The sequence below is a fragment of the Marinobacter orientalis genome (assembly GCF_004792665.1).
GTDB classification, from domain to species: domain Bacteria; phylum Pseudomonadota; class Gammaproteobacteria; order Pseudomonadales; family Oleiphilaceae; genus Marinobacter; species Marinobacter orientalis.
Genome location: NZ_SRZX01000001.1, coordinates 102,720 through 118,953 on the forward strand (window position 1 = coordinate 102,720; position 16,234 = coordinate 118,953).

General features: G+C 59.0%; 15 protein-coding genes. 13 read left to right on the forward strand and 2 right to left on the reverse strand.

Annotated features, from left to right (window positions below; all coding sequences use genetic code 11):
• Window positions 1–131: 131 nt before the first annotated feature.
• Window positions 132–3,644, reverse strand: coding sequence for an NAD-glutamate dehydrogenase (locus DIT72_RS00540; RefSeq protein WP_135953267.1), 3,513 nt, complete (start codon window positions 3,642–3,644; stop codon window positions 132–134).
• A 158-nt stretch (window positions 3,645–3,802) separates the two neighbouring features.
• Here DIT72_RS00540 and DIT72_RS00545 point away from each other — a divergent pair, with 158 nt between their 5' ends.
• The 13 genes from DIT72_RS00545 (at window position 3,803) to DIT72_RS00605 (ending at window position 15,610) form a co-directional block, all read left to right on the forward strand.
• On the forward strand, window positions 3,803–4,255 hold the full coding sequence (locus DIT72_RS00545) for an Lrp/AsnC ligand binding domain-containing protein (RefSeq protein ID WP_135953268.1): 453 nt from the start codon (window positions 3,803–3,805) through the stop codon (window positions 4,253–4,255).
• On the forward strand, window positions 4,255–5,178 hold the full coding sequence (locus tag DIT72_RS00550; RefSeq protein ID WP_135953269.1) for a LysR family transcriptional regulator: 924 nt from the start codon (window positions 4,255–4,257) through the stop codon (window positions 5,176–5,178). Before DIT72_RS00545 ends, DIT72_RS00550 begins: the two co-directional genes overlap by 1 nt.
• A 94-nt stretch (window positions 5,179–5,272) precedes the next feature.
• On the forward strand, window positions 5,273–6,076 hold the full coding sequence (locus tag DIT72_RS00555; protein ID WP_135953270.1) for a putative hydro-lyase: 804 nt from the start codon (window positions 5,273–5,275) through the stop codon (window positions 6,074–6,076).
• A 37-nt stretch (window positions 6,077–6,113) separates the two neighbouring features.
• Window positions 6,114–7,178 carry a TRAP transporter substrate-binding protein gene (locus DIT72_RS00560; RefSeq protein ID WP_135953271.1) on the forward strand — a complete coding sequence of 355 codons (1,065 nt, stop codon included), beginning with the start codon at window positions 6,114–6,116 and terminating at the stop codon, window positions 7,176–7,178.
• Between the two features lie 62 nt (window positions 7,179–7,240).
• Window positions 7,241–7,837 carry a TRAP transporter small permease subunit gene (locus tag DIT72_RS00565; RefSeq protein ID WP_135953272.1) on the forward strand — a complete coding sequence of 199 codons (597 nt, stop codon included), beginning with the start codon at window positions 7,241–7,243 and terminating at the stop codon, window positions 7,835–7,837.
• On the forward strand, window positions 7,834–9,117 hold the full coding sequence (locus DIT72_RS00570) for a TRAP transporter large permease (protein ID WP_135953273.1): 1,284 nt from the start codon (window positions 7,834–7,836) through the stop codon (window positions 9,115–9,117). The genes DIT72_RS00565 and DIT72_RS00570 overlap by 4 nt, the downstream gene beginning before the upstream one ends.
• Before the next feature lie 32 nt (window positions 9,118–9,149).
• Complete coding sequence (locus DIT72_RS00575) at window positions 9,150–9,827, forward strand: DUF2848 domain-containing protein (protein WP_135953274.1); 678 nt, start codon at window positions 9,150–9,152, stop codon at window positions 9,825–9,827.
• Window positions 9,824–11,155 (forward strand): amidase, encoded by a 1,332-nt coding sequence (locus tag DIT72_RS00580; RefSeq protein ID WP_135953275.1) that lies wholly within the window; start codon window positions 9,824–9,826, stop codon window positions 11,153–11,155. The genes DIT72_RS00575 and DIT72_RS00580 overlap by 4 nt, the downstream gene beginning before the upstream one ends.
• A 5-nt stretch (window positions 11,156–11,160) precedes the next feature.
• Window positions 11,161–11,994, forward strand: a complete 834-nt coding sequence (locus DIT72_RS00585) for a hypothetical protein (protein ID WP_135953276.1) — start codon at window positions 11,161–11,163, stop codon at window positions 11,992–11,994.
• A gap of 95 nt (window positions 11,995–12,089) precedes the next feature.
• Window positions 12,090–13,157: an NADH:flavin oxidoreductase/NADH oxidase gene (locus DIT72_RS00590; protein ID WP_206081057.1), complete on the forward strand. Its 1,068-nt coding sequence runs from the start codon at window positions 12,090–12,092 to the stop codon at window positions 13,155–13,157.
• A gap of 40 nt (window positions 13,158–13,197) precedes the next feature.
• On the forward strand, window positions 13,198–13,953 hold the full coding sequence (locus tag DIT72_RS00595) for a 5-oxoprolinase subunit PxpA (RefSeq protein ID WP_135953278.1): 756 nt from the start codon (window positions 13,198–13,200) through the stop codon (window positions 13,951–13,953).
• Window positions 13,950–14,675 (forward strand): 5-oxoprolinase subunit PxpB, encoded by a 726-nt coding sequence (pxpB, locus tag DIT72_RS00600; RefSeq protein WP_135953279.1) that lies wholly within the window; start codon window positions 13,950–13,952, stop codon window positions 14,673–14,675. The genes DIT72_RS00595 and pxpB overlap by 4 nt, the downstream gene beginning before the upstream one ends.
• A gap of 11 nt (window positions 14,676–14,686) precedes the next feature.
• A complete protein-coding gene (locus DIT72_RS00605) occupies window positions 14,687–15,610 on the forward strand; it encodes a 5-oxoprolinase subunit C family protein (RefSeq protein WP_407657961.1) in 924 nt (307 codons plus the stop codon).
• 40 nt (window positions 15,611–15,650) lie between these two features.
• On the opposite strand, the gene efpL is transcribed toward DIT72_RS00605, so the two are convergent.
• Entirely contained in the window at window positions 15,651–16,217 is a 567-nt protein-coding gene (gene efpL, locus DIT72_RS00610) for an elongation factor P-like protein EfpL (protein ID WP_135953281.1), read from the reverse strand.
• Between the last annotated feature and the right edge of the window lie 17 nt (window positions 16,218–16,234).

Genomic DNA, 16,234 nt, shown 5'->3' on the forward strand with positions numbered 1-16,234 from the left:
ACCGGGAACCACAAAGACTATTTGACTGTAAAAACCAGACAGGCGCGCCTTTCAGGCTTTTTTAATGAACCAGAATTTATACTATTCCTGTCCCTGGCCTAATTTTTAGACGAAATAACTCAGTCAATCGATTACTCCGCCTTGGCGGCCAGCTCCCGCAGCATACTGTGAGCCACGGAGAAGACTGCGCAATCCACGTCATTCGCCGCCTGCATGTCATCCAGCATCCGGTGCCAGCGTGTCAGAGGCGCCTGCTTTTCGTCGCGCCAGATCTCAAGCAGTTGCTCCGGCGATACCCGGTCGCCATTTTTCGCGGGAGCCACGGAAAACACACTCGAGGTGAGATTCCGCAACTGATGATCCAGTTCATCGCGGTAATGGAGCGTGGCCAGCACCTGCCAGTGGCCACGGGCCCTGAAGGCAAGCATCTGCTGGTCCAGCCAGGTCAGCTTAAGGCCTTCCCCCAGGCTGAAGTAAACCCATGCCACCGCCTCCAGGTCCCGCTCCAGCTGACGGCCAATCTCGATAATATCCATCAGCCAGTACCGGCTTTCCGCGGATGCCGCGTAAGCGGCCAGCCCCTCCGGAACCGTCTGCTTACAATACCTATCATAGCGTTCCTTCCACCGACTTGCAGGAATCACCGATTCCAGCGTCTCTGTCGAGGCCAGGACTTCGGCCAGCGGCCGCTGATAGTGTGCAACACAGGAGCGCGGGTCCAGACCGCCCCGACAGTTGTGCAACAGCCAGCTGGTGCTGCGAGTGACCAGGCGTATCACGTCGCTGAACAGTTCCGCCTGTATGTCAGGGCTGATCTTTCCATCGAGACCTTCTGTCGCCCGCCACCGGGTCTCTACGTCATGGATCTGGAGAGAGATCAGGTAAGCTGCAGCAATCCGGCCGTAGTCGGCGCCCGTGGCGTCACGGAGTTTATCCGTCCAGCTGATACCCATACGGTTCACCATGTCGTTGGCAATCTGTGTGGCCGAGATCTCCGCACGTAACGGATGGGTATCAATCGCCTCGGGAAAATGCTCCAGCAGCGAGGCCGGAAACGCCGAATAAAGTGCCTGGGCAAAACGGTCGTCGTGGACAATAGGCGTGGTCAGCAACGCCTGTTTGAGTTCGATCTTGGCGTAGGAAATCAGCACCGAAAGCTCCGGACGCGTGAGGCCGGAGGAGCGCTCCCGCCGTTCCATGAGCTCCTCATCGTCAGGCAGAAACTCCAGAGCCCGATCAAGCCTGCCTTCTGCTTCCAGCCGCTTCATCAGACGTTCGTATTCATCCATGGCAGCAACCAGACCGCTTTCGGCAAGGCTTAACGCCATCGCCTGGCGATAGTTGTTACGCAGCACCAGCTCCGCCACTTCGCGCGTCATCGCCCTGAGCATCTGGTTACGCTCAGCAAGCGTCATCTGCCCACGACGTACCTGCTCATTGAGCAGGATCTTGATGTTCACCTCATGGTCCGAGCAATCCACGCCGCCGGCGTTATCAATAAAGTCCGTGTTAGCCGCCCCGCCAGTGCGGGCAAAGGCAATACGAGCAAGCTGGGTAAAGCCCAGATTGCCGCCCTCGCCGAGTACCCGGCACCGTAACTGATGACTGTCAACTCTCACCGCGTCGTTGGATTTGTCGCCAACGTCTTCGTGGGATTCGCAAGCTGCCTTCACGTAGGTACCAATACCGCCATTCCAGAGCATGTCCACCGGCGCCGTCAGCAGCGCCCTGATCAACTCGTTGGGCGGCAGGCGCTCAGCTTTGATACCCAGGCAGGCCTGCATTTGCGGCGAAACCGGAATCCACTTTGCGGCACGGGAAAAGACACCACCACCCGCGCTGATCAGCTGCTCGTCATAGTCCGCCCAGCTTGAGCCCGGCAACCCGAACAGACGCTTCCGTTCTGCGAACGAAGATGCCGCATCCGGTTCCGGATCAACGAAAATATGAAGGTGGTTGAACGCGCCGATCAGGCGAATCCGGTCCGACAACAGCATGCCGTTGCCGAACACATCGCCCGCCATGTCCCCGATACCAACGACAGTGAATTCATCGGTCTGGGTGTCGATGCCCTTCTCCAGGAAATGGCGTTTGACCGACTCCCAGGCTCCCCGCGCTGTAATCCCCATCTTCTTGTGGTCGTAACCTTCACTGCCGCCGGAGGCAAACGCATCTCCCAGCCAGAAACCATATTCATGGGCCAGCCGGTTGGCGATATCAGAGAAGGTTGCAGTGCCCTTGTCAGCAGCAACTACAAGGTAGGTGTCGTCGCCATCATGACGAACCACTTCCGCTGGCGGTACAACCACACCCTCGTTCAGGTTGTCGGTCAGATCAAGCAAACCGCGGATAAACGTCTGGTAACAGGCAATGCCTTCCTCCCTCAAGGCCTCCCGGGAGCCGTCTTCCGGTGGATGCTTGATGACAAACCCGCCCTTGGCACCAACAGGCACGATCACCGAATTCTTTACCTGCTGGGCCTTCACCAGGCCCAGAACTTCCGTGCGATAATCCTCGCTACGGTCCGACCAGCGCAATCCACCCCGGGCCACCGGCCCCGCCCTCAGGTGAACACCTTCGACACGGGGTGAACACACAAACACCTCGAAATGCGGACAGGGTTTGGGGATATCGGGAATGCAAGAGGGATCAAGCTTGAGTGAAAGGTAACCCTTGAACTCGCCGGTATCCTGATGCTGGAAATAATTGGTTCTCAGGGTCGCCTTGATAAGCACATAAAAGCGCCGGAGAATCCGGTCATCGTCGAGGCTTTTGACGGCATCCAGAGCTTCAAGAATGCCGCTCTCAACGCGCTCAGCCTCGGAATCCCGCAGCTCAGCGATGGTAGCATCCGGATTGAATCTGGCATTGAAAAGGGCGAACAGCAGCGAGGTAATCTCCAGGTGCCGGGCCAGGGTGTCGGCAATAAATGGCTGGCTGAATCCGAAACGCAGCTGCTTGATGTAACGGGAATAGGCCCGCAACACACTGACTTCGCGCCAGCCCAGGCTCGCCGCCATCATCAACTGGTTGAAGTCATCGTTCTCCGCAAAGCCATTCCAGATTTCGCGAAATCCTTCCTGCAGCAGGGGCTTGGCCTTTTCAACATCAGCCCCGCGGCAACGGGAATGGAACTGCACAGTAAAATCGCTGATCCCGAACCGCTCCCCGTCCCGTCGCTGGATACGGTAGGGATGCTCCCCCAGCACTCGCATGCCAAGGTTTTCCAGAATCGGAATCACATCCGACAGGATCACCGATTTACCCTGGCTGTAGAGTTTGAAACTCAATTCCTGTGCTCCCTGCTCAGCGGGCTGGTAGAAGCGCATCGGCACGTCGGAAGTCAGGGCAATGGACTGAATCTGCTGAATATCTTCAACAGCATCCGCAACGGAGAATTTTGATCGGTAGCTTGCGGGAAAGCCGCCGCTGAACATGCCGGCAAAGTCTTTTCCGGGCCCCTCTCCCAGAACCTCAACCAGCCGCTGCGTCAGAGCGTCGTCCCACGACCGGGACTCCGCCATCATGGTGGCAACAATTTCCCGCAGATTTCGTGAATCATCAGGGTCGTAATCTTCCCCCTCAAGGGTCTCTGAGAGTTGTTCCAGCAGGGTTTGTTTTTGTCGGGAATCGGGCTGGGACATCAGCAATCTCCGGGGCTGTCAAATGGCACATCCATGACTGGACAACCCCAGTATAGACAACTCCCCGAAGGCTCTTTGCCCATATCGTTTTAAAATGCAGGTATTTTGATTATATTCGTGACCTCAAACAGCCGTAAATCAAGCCAGGAAAACAAGTTATGGTCGAACTGGACAGAATCGATCACTCAATCATCCGGGAACTGCAGAGGCAGGCGCGAATCACAGTTACCGAGCTCGCCTCACGGGTGGGACTGTCGAAAACGCCCTGCCAGGTCCGCATGAGACGTCTTGAAGAACATGGCTATATCACTGGTTATACCGCTCTGGTCAACCAGACCAAACTGGGGCAGAGTCACATCGCCTTTGCCCAGGTAACCCTGAGCGATACCAGCAGCGGTGCACTGGCCGCATTCAACAGTGCCGTGAAACAGATTTCCGCGGTAGAGCAATGCCACATGATCGCAGGCAACTTCGATTACCTGCTGAAAGTGCGCACACGGAACATGGCCGACTACCGGCAGGTGCTGGGAGAACAGATATCCGCGCTGCCCCACGTGTTGCAGACCAGCACGTTTGTGGTGATGGAGAATGTCAAGGATGCGGGAATTTAATGAACATCCGAACTCTCGAGACCTTTGTCTGGATTGCCAGGCTGGGCAGTTTCCGCGCTGCCGCCAACAGGGTCTACGCTTCACAACCCTCGATTTCAGCCCGTATCGCCGGCCTGGAAGACCAGCTTGGTGTAAAGCTGTTTGATCGTTCCGGCAAGAAAATCACCCTGACCGCCAAAGGCCGGGAATTTCTTGTCTTTGCCGAGAAAATGCTGAGTCTGCACGGGGAGATGCTGCAGGCTGTCGCCAAGCCGTCATCCATCCAGGGCACTGTTCGCCTCGCTGTCTCGGAAACCATTGCCCACACATGGCTCCCTCAGCTGCTGGAACGTGTAAGCGAGGCCTATCCCGCCATCAACCTTGAACTGGACGTGGACATTTCCGTCAACCTGGCGGAGAAGCTCAAGAACCACGAGATCGATATCGCCTTTCTCATGGGAGGGGTCAACCAGCCGGGGGTCATCAACCGTGATCTGTGTCGCTATTCGCTGATCTGGGTTGCAAGTCCCCAACTCAATATTCCTGACCAGCCGATGTCCCTGGCCGAGCTCGCGACATGGCCAATCGTCACCTACCCAAGGCAAAGTGAACCCTACATTGCGATCCGCTCCCTGGTGGATCCCATGAACCATTCCACACGCGTTCACTCCTGCTCTTCGCTCTCGACCATTATCCGCATGACAGTGGATGGCCTTGGGGTGAGCGCCCTTCCGCGGGAGATTCTTCAACGGGAACTGGACGCCGGGGTTCTGCGGCAGTTCAACGTGGATGCCAGAGTTCCGGATCTGGCATTCTGCGCAGCCTACCGCGCCGCACCGAGCGGCAGTGTTGTGCATGCCATTGCCGAACTTGCACTGATAACCGCAAAAGAACGGGTGGCAGCGATTAACCAGCCCCGGCAAGACCCTGAAAACCAAGGGTGATCCATTTTTTCTATCAAAACTGATCTTAAATTTCGATTTGTATTAATCATTGCTTCTGCCTTAAATGTAAGAAACTCATCTATCGGGCAGAAACATGACAGGTATCGCTCAGCTTGACGCACACTCAACACCGCTGGCCGTTCGAACTGCCGCAAGGGAAGGCAACCTTACCGGGCCGACGTCCGGGCTTGCCAGCGGTTACGTTCAGGTCAATCTGGTGATCCTGCCCGAAGCCCAGGCAGCAGGTTTCCTGCGCTTCTGCCAGGCCAACCCCAAGCCCTGCCCTCTTCTTGCCGTCAGTGAACCAGGTGCCCGTGACTGCATCCTTCTGGGCAGGGAACTGGACATTGCCCGCGACGTGCCCGCCTACCGCATCTACCGCCATGGCCAGGTGAGCGACACGCGAACCGACGTGGCTGAAGACTGGCGGGATGACCTGGTGACCTTCGCTCTTGGCTGCTCTTTTACGTTCGAGCACGCCCTGATCAGTTCCGGACTGCGGGTACGGCACATAGACGAAGCCCGAAACGTGCCCATGTACAATACCTCGGTACCACTGACATCCGGTGGCGGTTTTGGCGGCAACCTGGTTGTCTCGATGCGACCGTTCCTGGCACCGGACGCGATCCGCGCCATCCAGATCACCACCCGCTATCCGCAGGTTCACGGTTCCCCCGTGCATCTCGGCAACCCGTCGCTGATCGGCATTTCCGATCTGGGCGCGCCGGATTACGGCGACCCTGTTTCCGTGGGTGAGAATGAAATTCCGGTTTTCTGGGCCTGCGGCGTCACACCGCAACAGGTCCTGATCGATTCCGGCGTCGAATTCGCCATCACCCACAGCCCGGGGCACATGCTGGTCACGGATATTCCTGACAACAGCCTGGCCCTGTTCTGACCAGAACCACCCCGACGAAAACCATGAGGAAAACACCATGAATACAAGAAGAAACGTCATTTCAGCCACACTGCTGGGGCTCACCTTTGCCGGCTCTCAGGCTTTGGCACAGGACATCGACAAGACCAGTATCAACTATGTAGGTAGCTGGAGTAGCCTGTCCCTGTACCAGAACTTCGAACGCCCGTTCTGGGAGAAGCACATCCCCGAAGCCTCCGATGGCCAGATCACCACCGAAGTCACCACCTTTGACCAGATGGGTCTTGGCGGCGGCGAAGTCTTCCGGTTGATGGACCGTGATGTTATCGAGGTTGCATCTACGGTAGCGGACTATGCGGTTGAAGATGCCCCGGAGCTAGAAGGGCTGGACATGCCCATGATCGCTCCCGACGTAAAGACAGCCCGCAAAGTGGCAGAAGCCTATCGCCCGGTTCTGGCGGAGGCGTTCAAAGAGCGTTTTGGAGGAGCCCAACTGCTAGCCGTAGTGCCCTATCCCTCACAAATGGTGTTCTGTAACGCCGAAATTGACGGGCTTAGTGATCTCAAGGGCATGAAGGTCCGCGCCAGCGGTCGTACCACCGCCGAATTCCTCCAGGCCCTGGGCGCTGAGGGCATCACCCTTAACTTCAGCGAAGTACCCGGAGCACTACAGCGCGGCGTTATCGACTGCGCCGTGACTGGTTCCCTGTCCGGTTACAGCTCTGGCTGGCACGAAGTGTCCACCCATCTGTACCCGCTGCCGGTCGGTGGCTGGGACCACGTGGTTACTGCCATGAATGGCAAAAAATGGAACTCGCTTTCTGAGGAAACCCAGGAATGGCTGACCGCTGAAATCAAGGAAAACTATGAAGACCCGGTCTGGGCCTCTGCTGTCGAGGAAACCAAAGAAGGCATCGCCTGCCTGACCGGCAATGGTGAATGCTCCCGTGGTGAGGCCGGCGACATGGTTCTGGTAGAAGCCACTGACAATGATTTCACCGAGGCAGCCCGCCATCTGGAAGAAACCCTGCTGCCTAACTGGGCAGATCGAGTGGACCAGAAATGGGTTGACCGCTGGAACGAAACGGTTGGTGAAGTAACCGGACTGAGCGCGGCCAAGTAACAGGCTTCTCACCCACAACGGAGACCGGGGATCACACCGCCCCGGTCAGTCTGGAGAACACAATGTTGCAACAGGTGAACTCGTTTCTCGACCGGGTGCTGGCTGGCGTCAGAGTCGTATCGCTCTGGTTTGCCCGGGCAGGCGGCGTGATGATCCTCCTGACCGTTGCCCTGGTCACCATCGAAGTGGCCTCACGGGTGTTTATGGGTCGTTCTGCGGTCCACGCCACCGAGCTGACCGGCTACATCATGGCCATCAGCGCCAGCTGGTCCTTCGCCTACACTCTGATGTGCAAGGCACATATCCGTATTGATGCCCTGTATCTGACCTTTCCAATGAAAGTCCGGGGCATGCTGGATCTGTTCGCTCTGCTGGCATTGGCAATGTTCGCCATACTGGTGGTCGATGCGGTTTTCAGTGTTGTCAGCGACTCTTACACTGGCGGCTCCACCGCCAACACGCCGCTGGGCACACCCTTGTGGATACCACAGACGCTGTGGTTTGTGGGATTGGTCTGGTTCGGGTTTGCGGTGTGCATGGTTTCCCTGAGGGCCTTTTTCGGCCTGCTCGGCGGCGACACCGAAGGGGTGCAGAAACTGGCGGGCAGTCCGACGCTGGACGAACAGATTGAAGAAGAAAACCTGGAAGCACGTTCATGATTATTACCGCGCTGCTGATTCTGATGGTTCTGCTGCTCATGAGCGTTCCTGTTGCGGCTACGCTGATTGCGCTGGCCCTGCTGCTCGCAGAGCTGTTCTCCCCCTTCCCGCTGATCAATGCGATGGGGGATGTGCTCTGGTCCGCTTCTGACAAGTACCTGCTGATTGCCATTCCCCTGTTTATCCTGCTGGGGGAGATTCTGGTGCGCACGGGCGTTGCACGCGGCACCTACCGGTCCCTGGAAAGCTGGATGTCATGGCTGCCCGGCGGTCTGCTGCACGCCAACATTGGTACCGCCACGCTGTTCTCGGCCACCTCCGGTTCCAGTGTCGCCACGGCGGCCACGATTGGCACCGTAGCGCTGCCGCAAGGTAAAGAGATGGGGTATGACCCCAAGCTGTTCACAGGCTCGATTGCCGCCGGTGGCACACTTGGCATAATGATTCCTCCATCAATCAACCTGATTGTTTATGGATTCCTGACCGAAACCTCGATTCCGCAACTGTTTGCAGCGGGTCTGCTACCGGGCCTTATGCTTGCCCTCATGTTCATTGTTGGTACCGCGCTGATCTGCATCTGGAAGCCGGGCCTGGGAGGACCCAGCGTGTCACACAGCTGGGGTGAACGGTTTTCCGGCCTCAAGCATCTGGTACCGGTACTGACGCTGTTCGGTATTGTGGTCGGGTCCATCTATGCAGGCGTGGCAACACCGACCGAAGCGGCGTCCCTGGGTGTGCTGGGCGCGCTGATAATTGCGGCATTCATGGGAAAGCTGTCGGTCGGCGTTATTACCGAAGCGCTGGACGGCACCATGAAGACCACCGGCATGATCATGCTGATCATCATTGCCTCCTACTTCCTGAACTTTGTGCTGGCCTCAGCCGGGGTGACCCGCGAGCTGACCGCTTTCCTGGAAAACGCCGGCCTTGGCCCGTATTCCACGCTGATGCTGGCCATCCTGCTTTATATCGTTCTCGGATTTTTCATCGAAACCCTGTCTTTGATGGTCATCACCATTCCCATTGTCGCCCCGATCCTTATCGGTCTGGGCTTTGATTCCGTGTGGCTTGGCATTCTGATCATTCTGCTGATTGAAATGGCCCTGATTACGCCTCCGGTGGGCCTCAACCTCTACGTGGTGCAGGGTGTCCGGAAAGGCGGGCCGTTCAGTGACGTGATGAAGGGCGCCATGCCTTACGTTGGTATCATGTTCCTGATGGCGGTTGTGCTGGTGCTGTTTCCGCAGCTAGCCACGTTCCTCCCCGAGCTGATGAAGTGATCAACCATGAACCCAATTATCGGAGTGACTCAATGACAGACTTCCAACTTGCAGACAGCCAGGAAACCATTCACGTCGATGTCCGCCAGCTCATCATCGCCGGCTGGGCAGGACGGGTGCAGTCTGCCATCGACGAGCACATCGAAGAGCTGAAGGAGATTGGCGTAACACCGCCGTCCAGTACCCCGCTGTTCTATCGCGTCGCGGCTGATCAGTTCACTACGGATCCGGACATTCAGGTGCTGGGGGAAGCTTCCAGTGGCGAGGTGGAAGTGGTCCTGATCGGCACCGATCAGGGCACCCTGGTAGGTATCGGCTCCGATCACACCGACCGCGAAGCCGAAGCCTGGTCCGTGGCCCATTCCAAACAGGTCTGCGCCAAACCCGTCAGCTCTCAGGTGTGGCGGCTCGACAGCGTGATCGGCCACTGGGATGAGCTGCAGATGGCATCCTATGCCACCATCGACGGTGAGGAGGTGCTTTATCAGGAAGGTCCTATTACAGGCCTGTTGCATCCGACAGAACTGCTTCGCCGGTTCGGGCTGGACAGGACGGAACTGCTCCCGGGCCAGGCCATGCTGTGCGGCACGCTTCCGGTGATCAGTGAGCTACGCCCGGCACAGGCTTTTCGCATGGTGCTTAAAGATCCGGTCTCTGGCCGCGAACTTCAGCACCGGTACAAAATCCACACCCTGCCGGTGGTCGCATGAACAGCGAAAAACCCCTCGCCCAACTGCTCGACGACATGACCAGCGGCCGAAAGCGGGCCACAGAGCTACTGGACAGTTGCCTGGCCCAGATCGACGCCTACGACGATGCCAAAGCCCAGGTCTACACCAGGCGCTTTGATAAAGCCGCGCGCGCCGAGGCCGACGCCACTGACCGCCTTCGCCATGCAGTGGTGCCCGCAGGACAACTTGCCGGGTTGCCCATTGCCCTCAAAGCACTGTTTGATGTGGCCGGCGAAGTCACACATGCGGGATCCCGGGGCTGGCAAGCGCCGGCACAATCCGATGCTGTTATTGTTTCCCGGTTGCGGCGTGAAGGCGCGGTGATTATTGGTCACACCAATATGACCGAGTTTGCGTATTCCGGCGTGGGATTGAACCCTCACTTCGGCACACCAGACAACCCTCTGGCACCGGGTCGTATTCCCGGTGGCTCGTCTTCCGGCTCTGCCGTGGCGGTGGCCCGTGGAATGGCAGCCGGAGCCATCGGCACCGATACCGGCGGTTCCGTGCGGATTCCGGCGGCGTTCTGTGGCCTGGTGGGCTTCAAGCCGTCCCAGTCCCGTGTTCCCCGTGATGGCACCTATCCGCTATCCGACAGCCTGGATTCCATCGGCCCGATCGCCCGCACTGTGGATTGCTGTGCCCGCCTGGATGCGGTTCTGTCAGGGCGCCGATACCAGCCGCTCAGGCCGGTTTCCCTGAAAGGCCGGCGCTTTGTCGTGCCGACCGATTACATGCTGGACGGCCTGGATGACACCGTTGCCCGGGCGTTTAGCCGCAGCCTGGATATTCTGCGTGATGAAGGCGCCAACGTTGTTGAAGCACCTGCACCGGTGCTTGCCGCAATTCCCCAACTCATGGAGGGGGGCGGGTTCACTGCCGCGGAAAGCTATTTCGTGCACCGACAATCACTGGTAGACCATGGCGACCTTTACGACCCCCGCGTGCGCAGCCGGATTGAGCGTGGTGCTGCCATCACCGCCGCCGATTATCTGGAGCTCTGTCGCCGGCGCCAGCAACTCAAGCTGGACGCGGACGAGTGGTTACAGGATTACGATGGCCTGCTCGCCCCGACCGTGCCGGTGGTCCCTCCCCGCATCGAGGAACTGGCTGCGGACGAGGATTACGCACGCCTTAATCTGCTGATCCTGCGTAATCCCACTGTGGCGAATATGCTGGACCTGTGCTCCATCACCCTTCCTGATCACAGGCCTGGCGACCTGCCAGTCGGGCTGATGCTGACTGGCCGCAACGGCGCGGATGACGCCCTGTTACGGTTGGCTCAGGCCATTGAGCGCGTGTTGTAACTGCCATGCTGACCATTCTGCTGACCAAGCTCATTGCCACTGCCATCGTAGTGATCGGTGTTTCGGTGTCAGTGGGCAAACTGGGGCCAAGACTGGGCGGCATTCTTGCCGGAACGCCGATCATTCTTGGCCCCGGTTACTTCTTCATGCTGCAGGAGTGGCCAACGGAATTCATCCAGGAAGCTGCACTGGCCACTCTCCATGCGCTGATCGCCACCCTGCTGTTCAGCATTATCTTCGTACTGACTGCCAAAAAGCTCGGTGCTCTGGCAAGCCTCGGCCTGGCAACGCTGGCCTGGATTCCGGCGGCGTATCTTTGCTCATTCATTCCCGGCGGCGTTGTGGTTGCGGTCGTGATCTATGGTGTGGTGCTGTTATCAGCAGAAGCCATCAAACGTGCGCTCGCACTGAAGAAGTCCAGAGTGGTCGCAGTTTCTGGCTGGTTTGATGTGGTCCTGAGAGGGCTGCTCGGTGGTGTACTCGTGGCTGTCGCCACCACCCTGGCAGCCCGCTCCGGCCCCATGCTGTCAGGGATCCTGGTCGGTTTTCCCGTAGGCCTGTTCACCATCGGCTGGGCGCTCCATGACCGTTACGGTGCCGACGTGGCCCGAGCTACGGTGGGCGCCGCGCAACAGGGCATGCTCAGCCTTGTCGCCTTTGCCGTGGTCACCGCGATGCTGGTGGGCCATGTGCCAGCGATGATGACATTTGTATTCGCCCTGCTGGCATCACTTACCGTCAGTGCAACCCTTTTCATGGCCAGCCAGTGGAGGGTCCGGCGGGCTTACGGGCACCTGCTGGATTCCTCAATCAACAATAAAGAGAAATCACATCCATGACTGACAGAAACACGGTTTCCGACGAAGAGATTGCTGATTCCCGCTCAGGTGGGGAGAACGCCCGCCGCATCCTCCGGCGTGACCCGAATCCCCATATGTTCCGCCCCATCCGTTTCCGGTCAGTGGAGGCGCGCAACCGCATCATGCTGTCCCCCATGTGCCAGTATTCCGGCCAGGACGGGCTTTCCAACGACTGGCATTTTGTTCATCTGGGCGCGCGGGCAGCCGGTGGCGCTGGCTGGGTTTTCACCGAAGCAATACACACCGAACCACGGGGCCGAATCACGCCATATTGCCTCGGCCTGTGGAACGATGAGCAACGCGACCGCATCGCCCGCATCGCCCGTTTCGTTTCAGATCACGGAGCCGTACCGGGTATTCAGCTTGGCCACGCCGGTCGCAAAGCCTCCGTGGGTCGCCCCTGGGAAGGTTCTCAGCCGCTATCGGCAGAGGCCGGCGGATGGGAGGACCTGATTTCTGCGTCGGCGCTGCCCTATGCCAACCGATGGCAGGTCCCGGAGGCAATGACAAATAACCAGATCGGCGAATCACTCCAATCCCTGAAGTCCGCCACCCGTCGCGCCCGGGAAGCCGGTTTCAAAGCACTGGAACTGCACGGTGCCCATGGCTATCTCATTCATCAGTTTCTGTCACCTCTGAGCAATCAGCGTACCGATGCGTACGGTGGCTCGTTTGAAAATCGAATTCGCTTCCTGCAGGAGTCGATCTCGGTGGTTCGTGAGGAATGGCCAGACGATCTGCCCCTCTTCCTGCGCCTGTCCTGCACCGACTGGGTCGACGGCGGCTGGACCCTCGATGACACTGTGCATCTGGCTACCCTGTTACGATTCCAGGGCGACGTGGACCTGATAGACTGTTCTTCCGGAGGCAACGACCCGCGACAGAAAATTCCCATTCACCCAGGCTACCAGGTACCTCTGGCTCAGGCGGTGCGGGCACGGGCTGATATTGCCACCGGCGCCGTTGGCCTTATTCACAGCCCGGACCTTGCCGAGTCGGTTATCGCCAACGGTCAGGCCGACCTGGTGATTCTGGGGCGGGCGCTGCTGTCGGATCCGGCCTGGCCGCTTCGTGCCGCAGCGGCTCTGAAAGCCGAAAACGTCGAGTGGCCCAAACAGTATGAACGCTCAAACATTTTCTGAGCCATCGCGCAGGGTTTTTTGCATAAGCGGAGAAGACACCATGAAACCTATACTGCTGAACGCCGACATGGGGGAAAGCTTTGGCCCCTGGGTAATGGGGCTGGATCACCAGGTTATGCCCCACGTGGATCTGGCCAACATCGCCTGCGGTTTTCATGCCTCCGATCCGGACGTCATGCGACGCACGGTGCGCATGGCAGCAGAACATTCCGTGGGGATTGGAGCTCACCCGGCCTACCCGGACCTCATCGGTTTCGGCCGCCGTTCGCTGGCCTGTTCACCGACGGAAATCGAAAACCTGGTGCTCTATCAGATAGGGGCCCTGGCAGCCATATGTCGCGCCGAAGGCATCGGGATCCGCTACGTAAAGCCTCATGGCGCACTCTACAACGACATGGCCCACAGGCCTGAGATATTCAGCGCCGTTGCCCGGGCGATGCAGGCATATGACCCGGAGATACCGCTGATGACTCTGGCAACCCGTGATACCTCTGCCATACGGGAACTTGCGCTTGAGCATGACATCACACTATGGTTCGAAGCTTTTGCCGACCGGGCCTACGACGGTGACGGCCGGCTGGTTTCCCGGACAGAGCTCGGCGCAGTGCATCACGATCCTGACGTTATCATTGAACAGGCACGGCGGATTGCGAGCGGGCATCCACTGACCGCCAGCGACGGTACTGATCTGATCCTGACTGTAGACACTCTGTGCGTACACGGGGACAACGAAGAGTCTGTAGCGTCGGTTCGTGCCATCCGGCAAATGCTCAACAGACTTCACCGGCCAGCATGAAAACAACCCCTGTGCCCTGCCTGGAACGCGCCGGCCTTGACGGCTGGATGGTGAGGTTGTTCGACCGTATTGAAGAAAGCAACCTGCTGTGGCTGACCGCACTTGCCGATGATTGCGAGGCAACCTTCGGGGACGTATTGATAGACCTCGTGCCTTCCTACACCACACTCCTGGTGGTCTTTGATCCGTTTCGCATGACACCCTGTGAGGCCAGGCAGCAACTGATCGATATACTGGCCCGGCTTACACCAGGGCAAACCGGGGCCGACGGCAAATTGCACGAATTGCCAACCTGGTACGATCAGCGAACAGGCCCCGACCTGCAGCGAGTCGCTGACCTTTCTGGCCTGTCAATCGAATCAGTAATTGAAGCCCATAGCAGCCGGCACTATCGCGTGTTCGCCCTTGGTTTTGCGCCCGGGTTCGCCTTTATGGGATTGCTCGACGAAGCACTCACCTGCCCGCGCCTGGACACTCCCCGCCAGAAAGTGCCTGCTGGCAGCGTAGCTATCGCCGGGCGGCAGACTGCCGCCTACCCGGTGGTCACGCCCGGGGGCTGGAACCTGATCGGTCGCACCACGGCGCGCCTGTTTGATCGCAATCGCGAGGGTTTCAGTCTGCTTCGGGTGGGCGATCGGGTTAGCTTCGTGCCCGTGGATCAGGCTGCATTCGAGGCGCAGGGCGGCGACATCACACCCGCTAACCGGGAGTCGGGCCAATGAGTGAGCGCAATCTGAGCGGCTTCCGCGTATCCCGCGCTGGCCCTCTTGCCTTGTTACAGGACGCAGGACGCTTCGGCGTCCGGCACCTTGGCGTGACCCAGGGCGGGCCGGCCGACCTGCACGCCTGGGCCTGGGCCAACCGCCTGGCGGGCAACGCCTGGGGCAGCGGGGTGCTGGAGATCACAGTTGGCGGTCTGGAACTGATAGCCGAACGGGATCTCACCATCGCGCTGACCGGCGCCGACCTGGGTATCAAATACAACGGGCAAGCGGCGCCGCGGTGGCGCACGCTGGCCATCACCATCGGCGATACACTGACCTTTGGTTCACCGGTCAACGGCTTGCGCGCTTACCTGGCTGTTGCGGGCGGGTTCCGTGGCGACACCGTGCTGGGCAGCGCCGCCTGCGTGGTGCGTGAACAGCTCGGAGGATTTGATGGCCAGGGAAACAGCCTGCGCGAAGGTGACACACTGACCGTGAACCGGGCCGAACATCTGCCAGCCGAACAGGCTGCACCGGAATCGGAACAGCCGGATTACCGTCAGACAGCCGTCCTGGATCTGCTGCCCGGCGCCCAGATAGCGGCATTCACCGGCAGGAGCCTGTTTGATGCCTTCAATGCCGAATGGCAAGTAGACCAGCGCGCCGATCGCATGGGAGTCCGGCTGAGCGGCCCCAGACTGCAATGCACCATTGGCTCACTGGTGTCGGAAGGAATTTCTCTGGGTGCGGTACAGGTGCCGCCAGACGGACAGCCGATCGCACTGCTCAATGACCGTCAGACCATTGGCGGCTATCCCCGCCTGGGCAACCTGACGCCATTGGCCGCCAGCCGCCTGGCCCAATGCATGCCGGGGCAGACCGTGCGGTTCCGGGCCGCCGGCATCGACAGCGCACTGCGACGACACCGGCAGTTTGTTCAGGACCACAAATGAGTCACCGTTTCCGGATTGGCCAGTCCCGGGTGAATCCTTCTCAGGCTCGCCCCAGAAAGCGTCGCTCTTCCACATTGACCCTGATTCGATCGCCGGTGGAAATGTGCTCGGGGACCTGGACAACCAGACCCGTTGTGAGTCTGGCCGGCTTGGTCCTGGCCGTCGCAGAGCCGCCCTTCACGGAAGGATCCGTTTCCTCCACCTGAAGGTCCACGGTAGGGGGCAGATCCAGAGCCACCGGTGCATCGCTTACCAGAACCACCATCAGGCCCTGGGTATCCTCGTTGACGAACAACAGCTCGTCGGCAATGGCTTCGGCAGTCAGACTGTACTGCGTGTAGTCCTCGGTATCCATGAAGACATATTCGTCACCGTCAGAATAGGAAAACACTGCTGGCCTGCGGACCAGATCCGCCAGGTTCAGCATGTCGGAGTCCCTGAACGTCTGATCGATCTTGTAGCCGGTCACCACGTCGTAAAGACGCATGCGATAAAGACTGCCACCCGCCCGCCCCTGCGGCACCGACCGCTCGATGTCCTTGACGAAGTAAACGCCGCCCTCGTACTCAACTGCCGAGTTCTTCTTGATTTCACCTGCTTTTGGCATTGCTTCTGGTTCCGCAA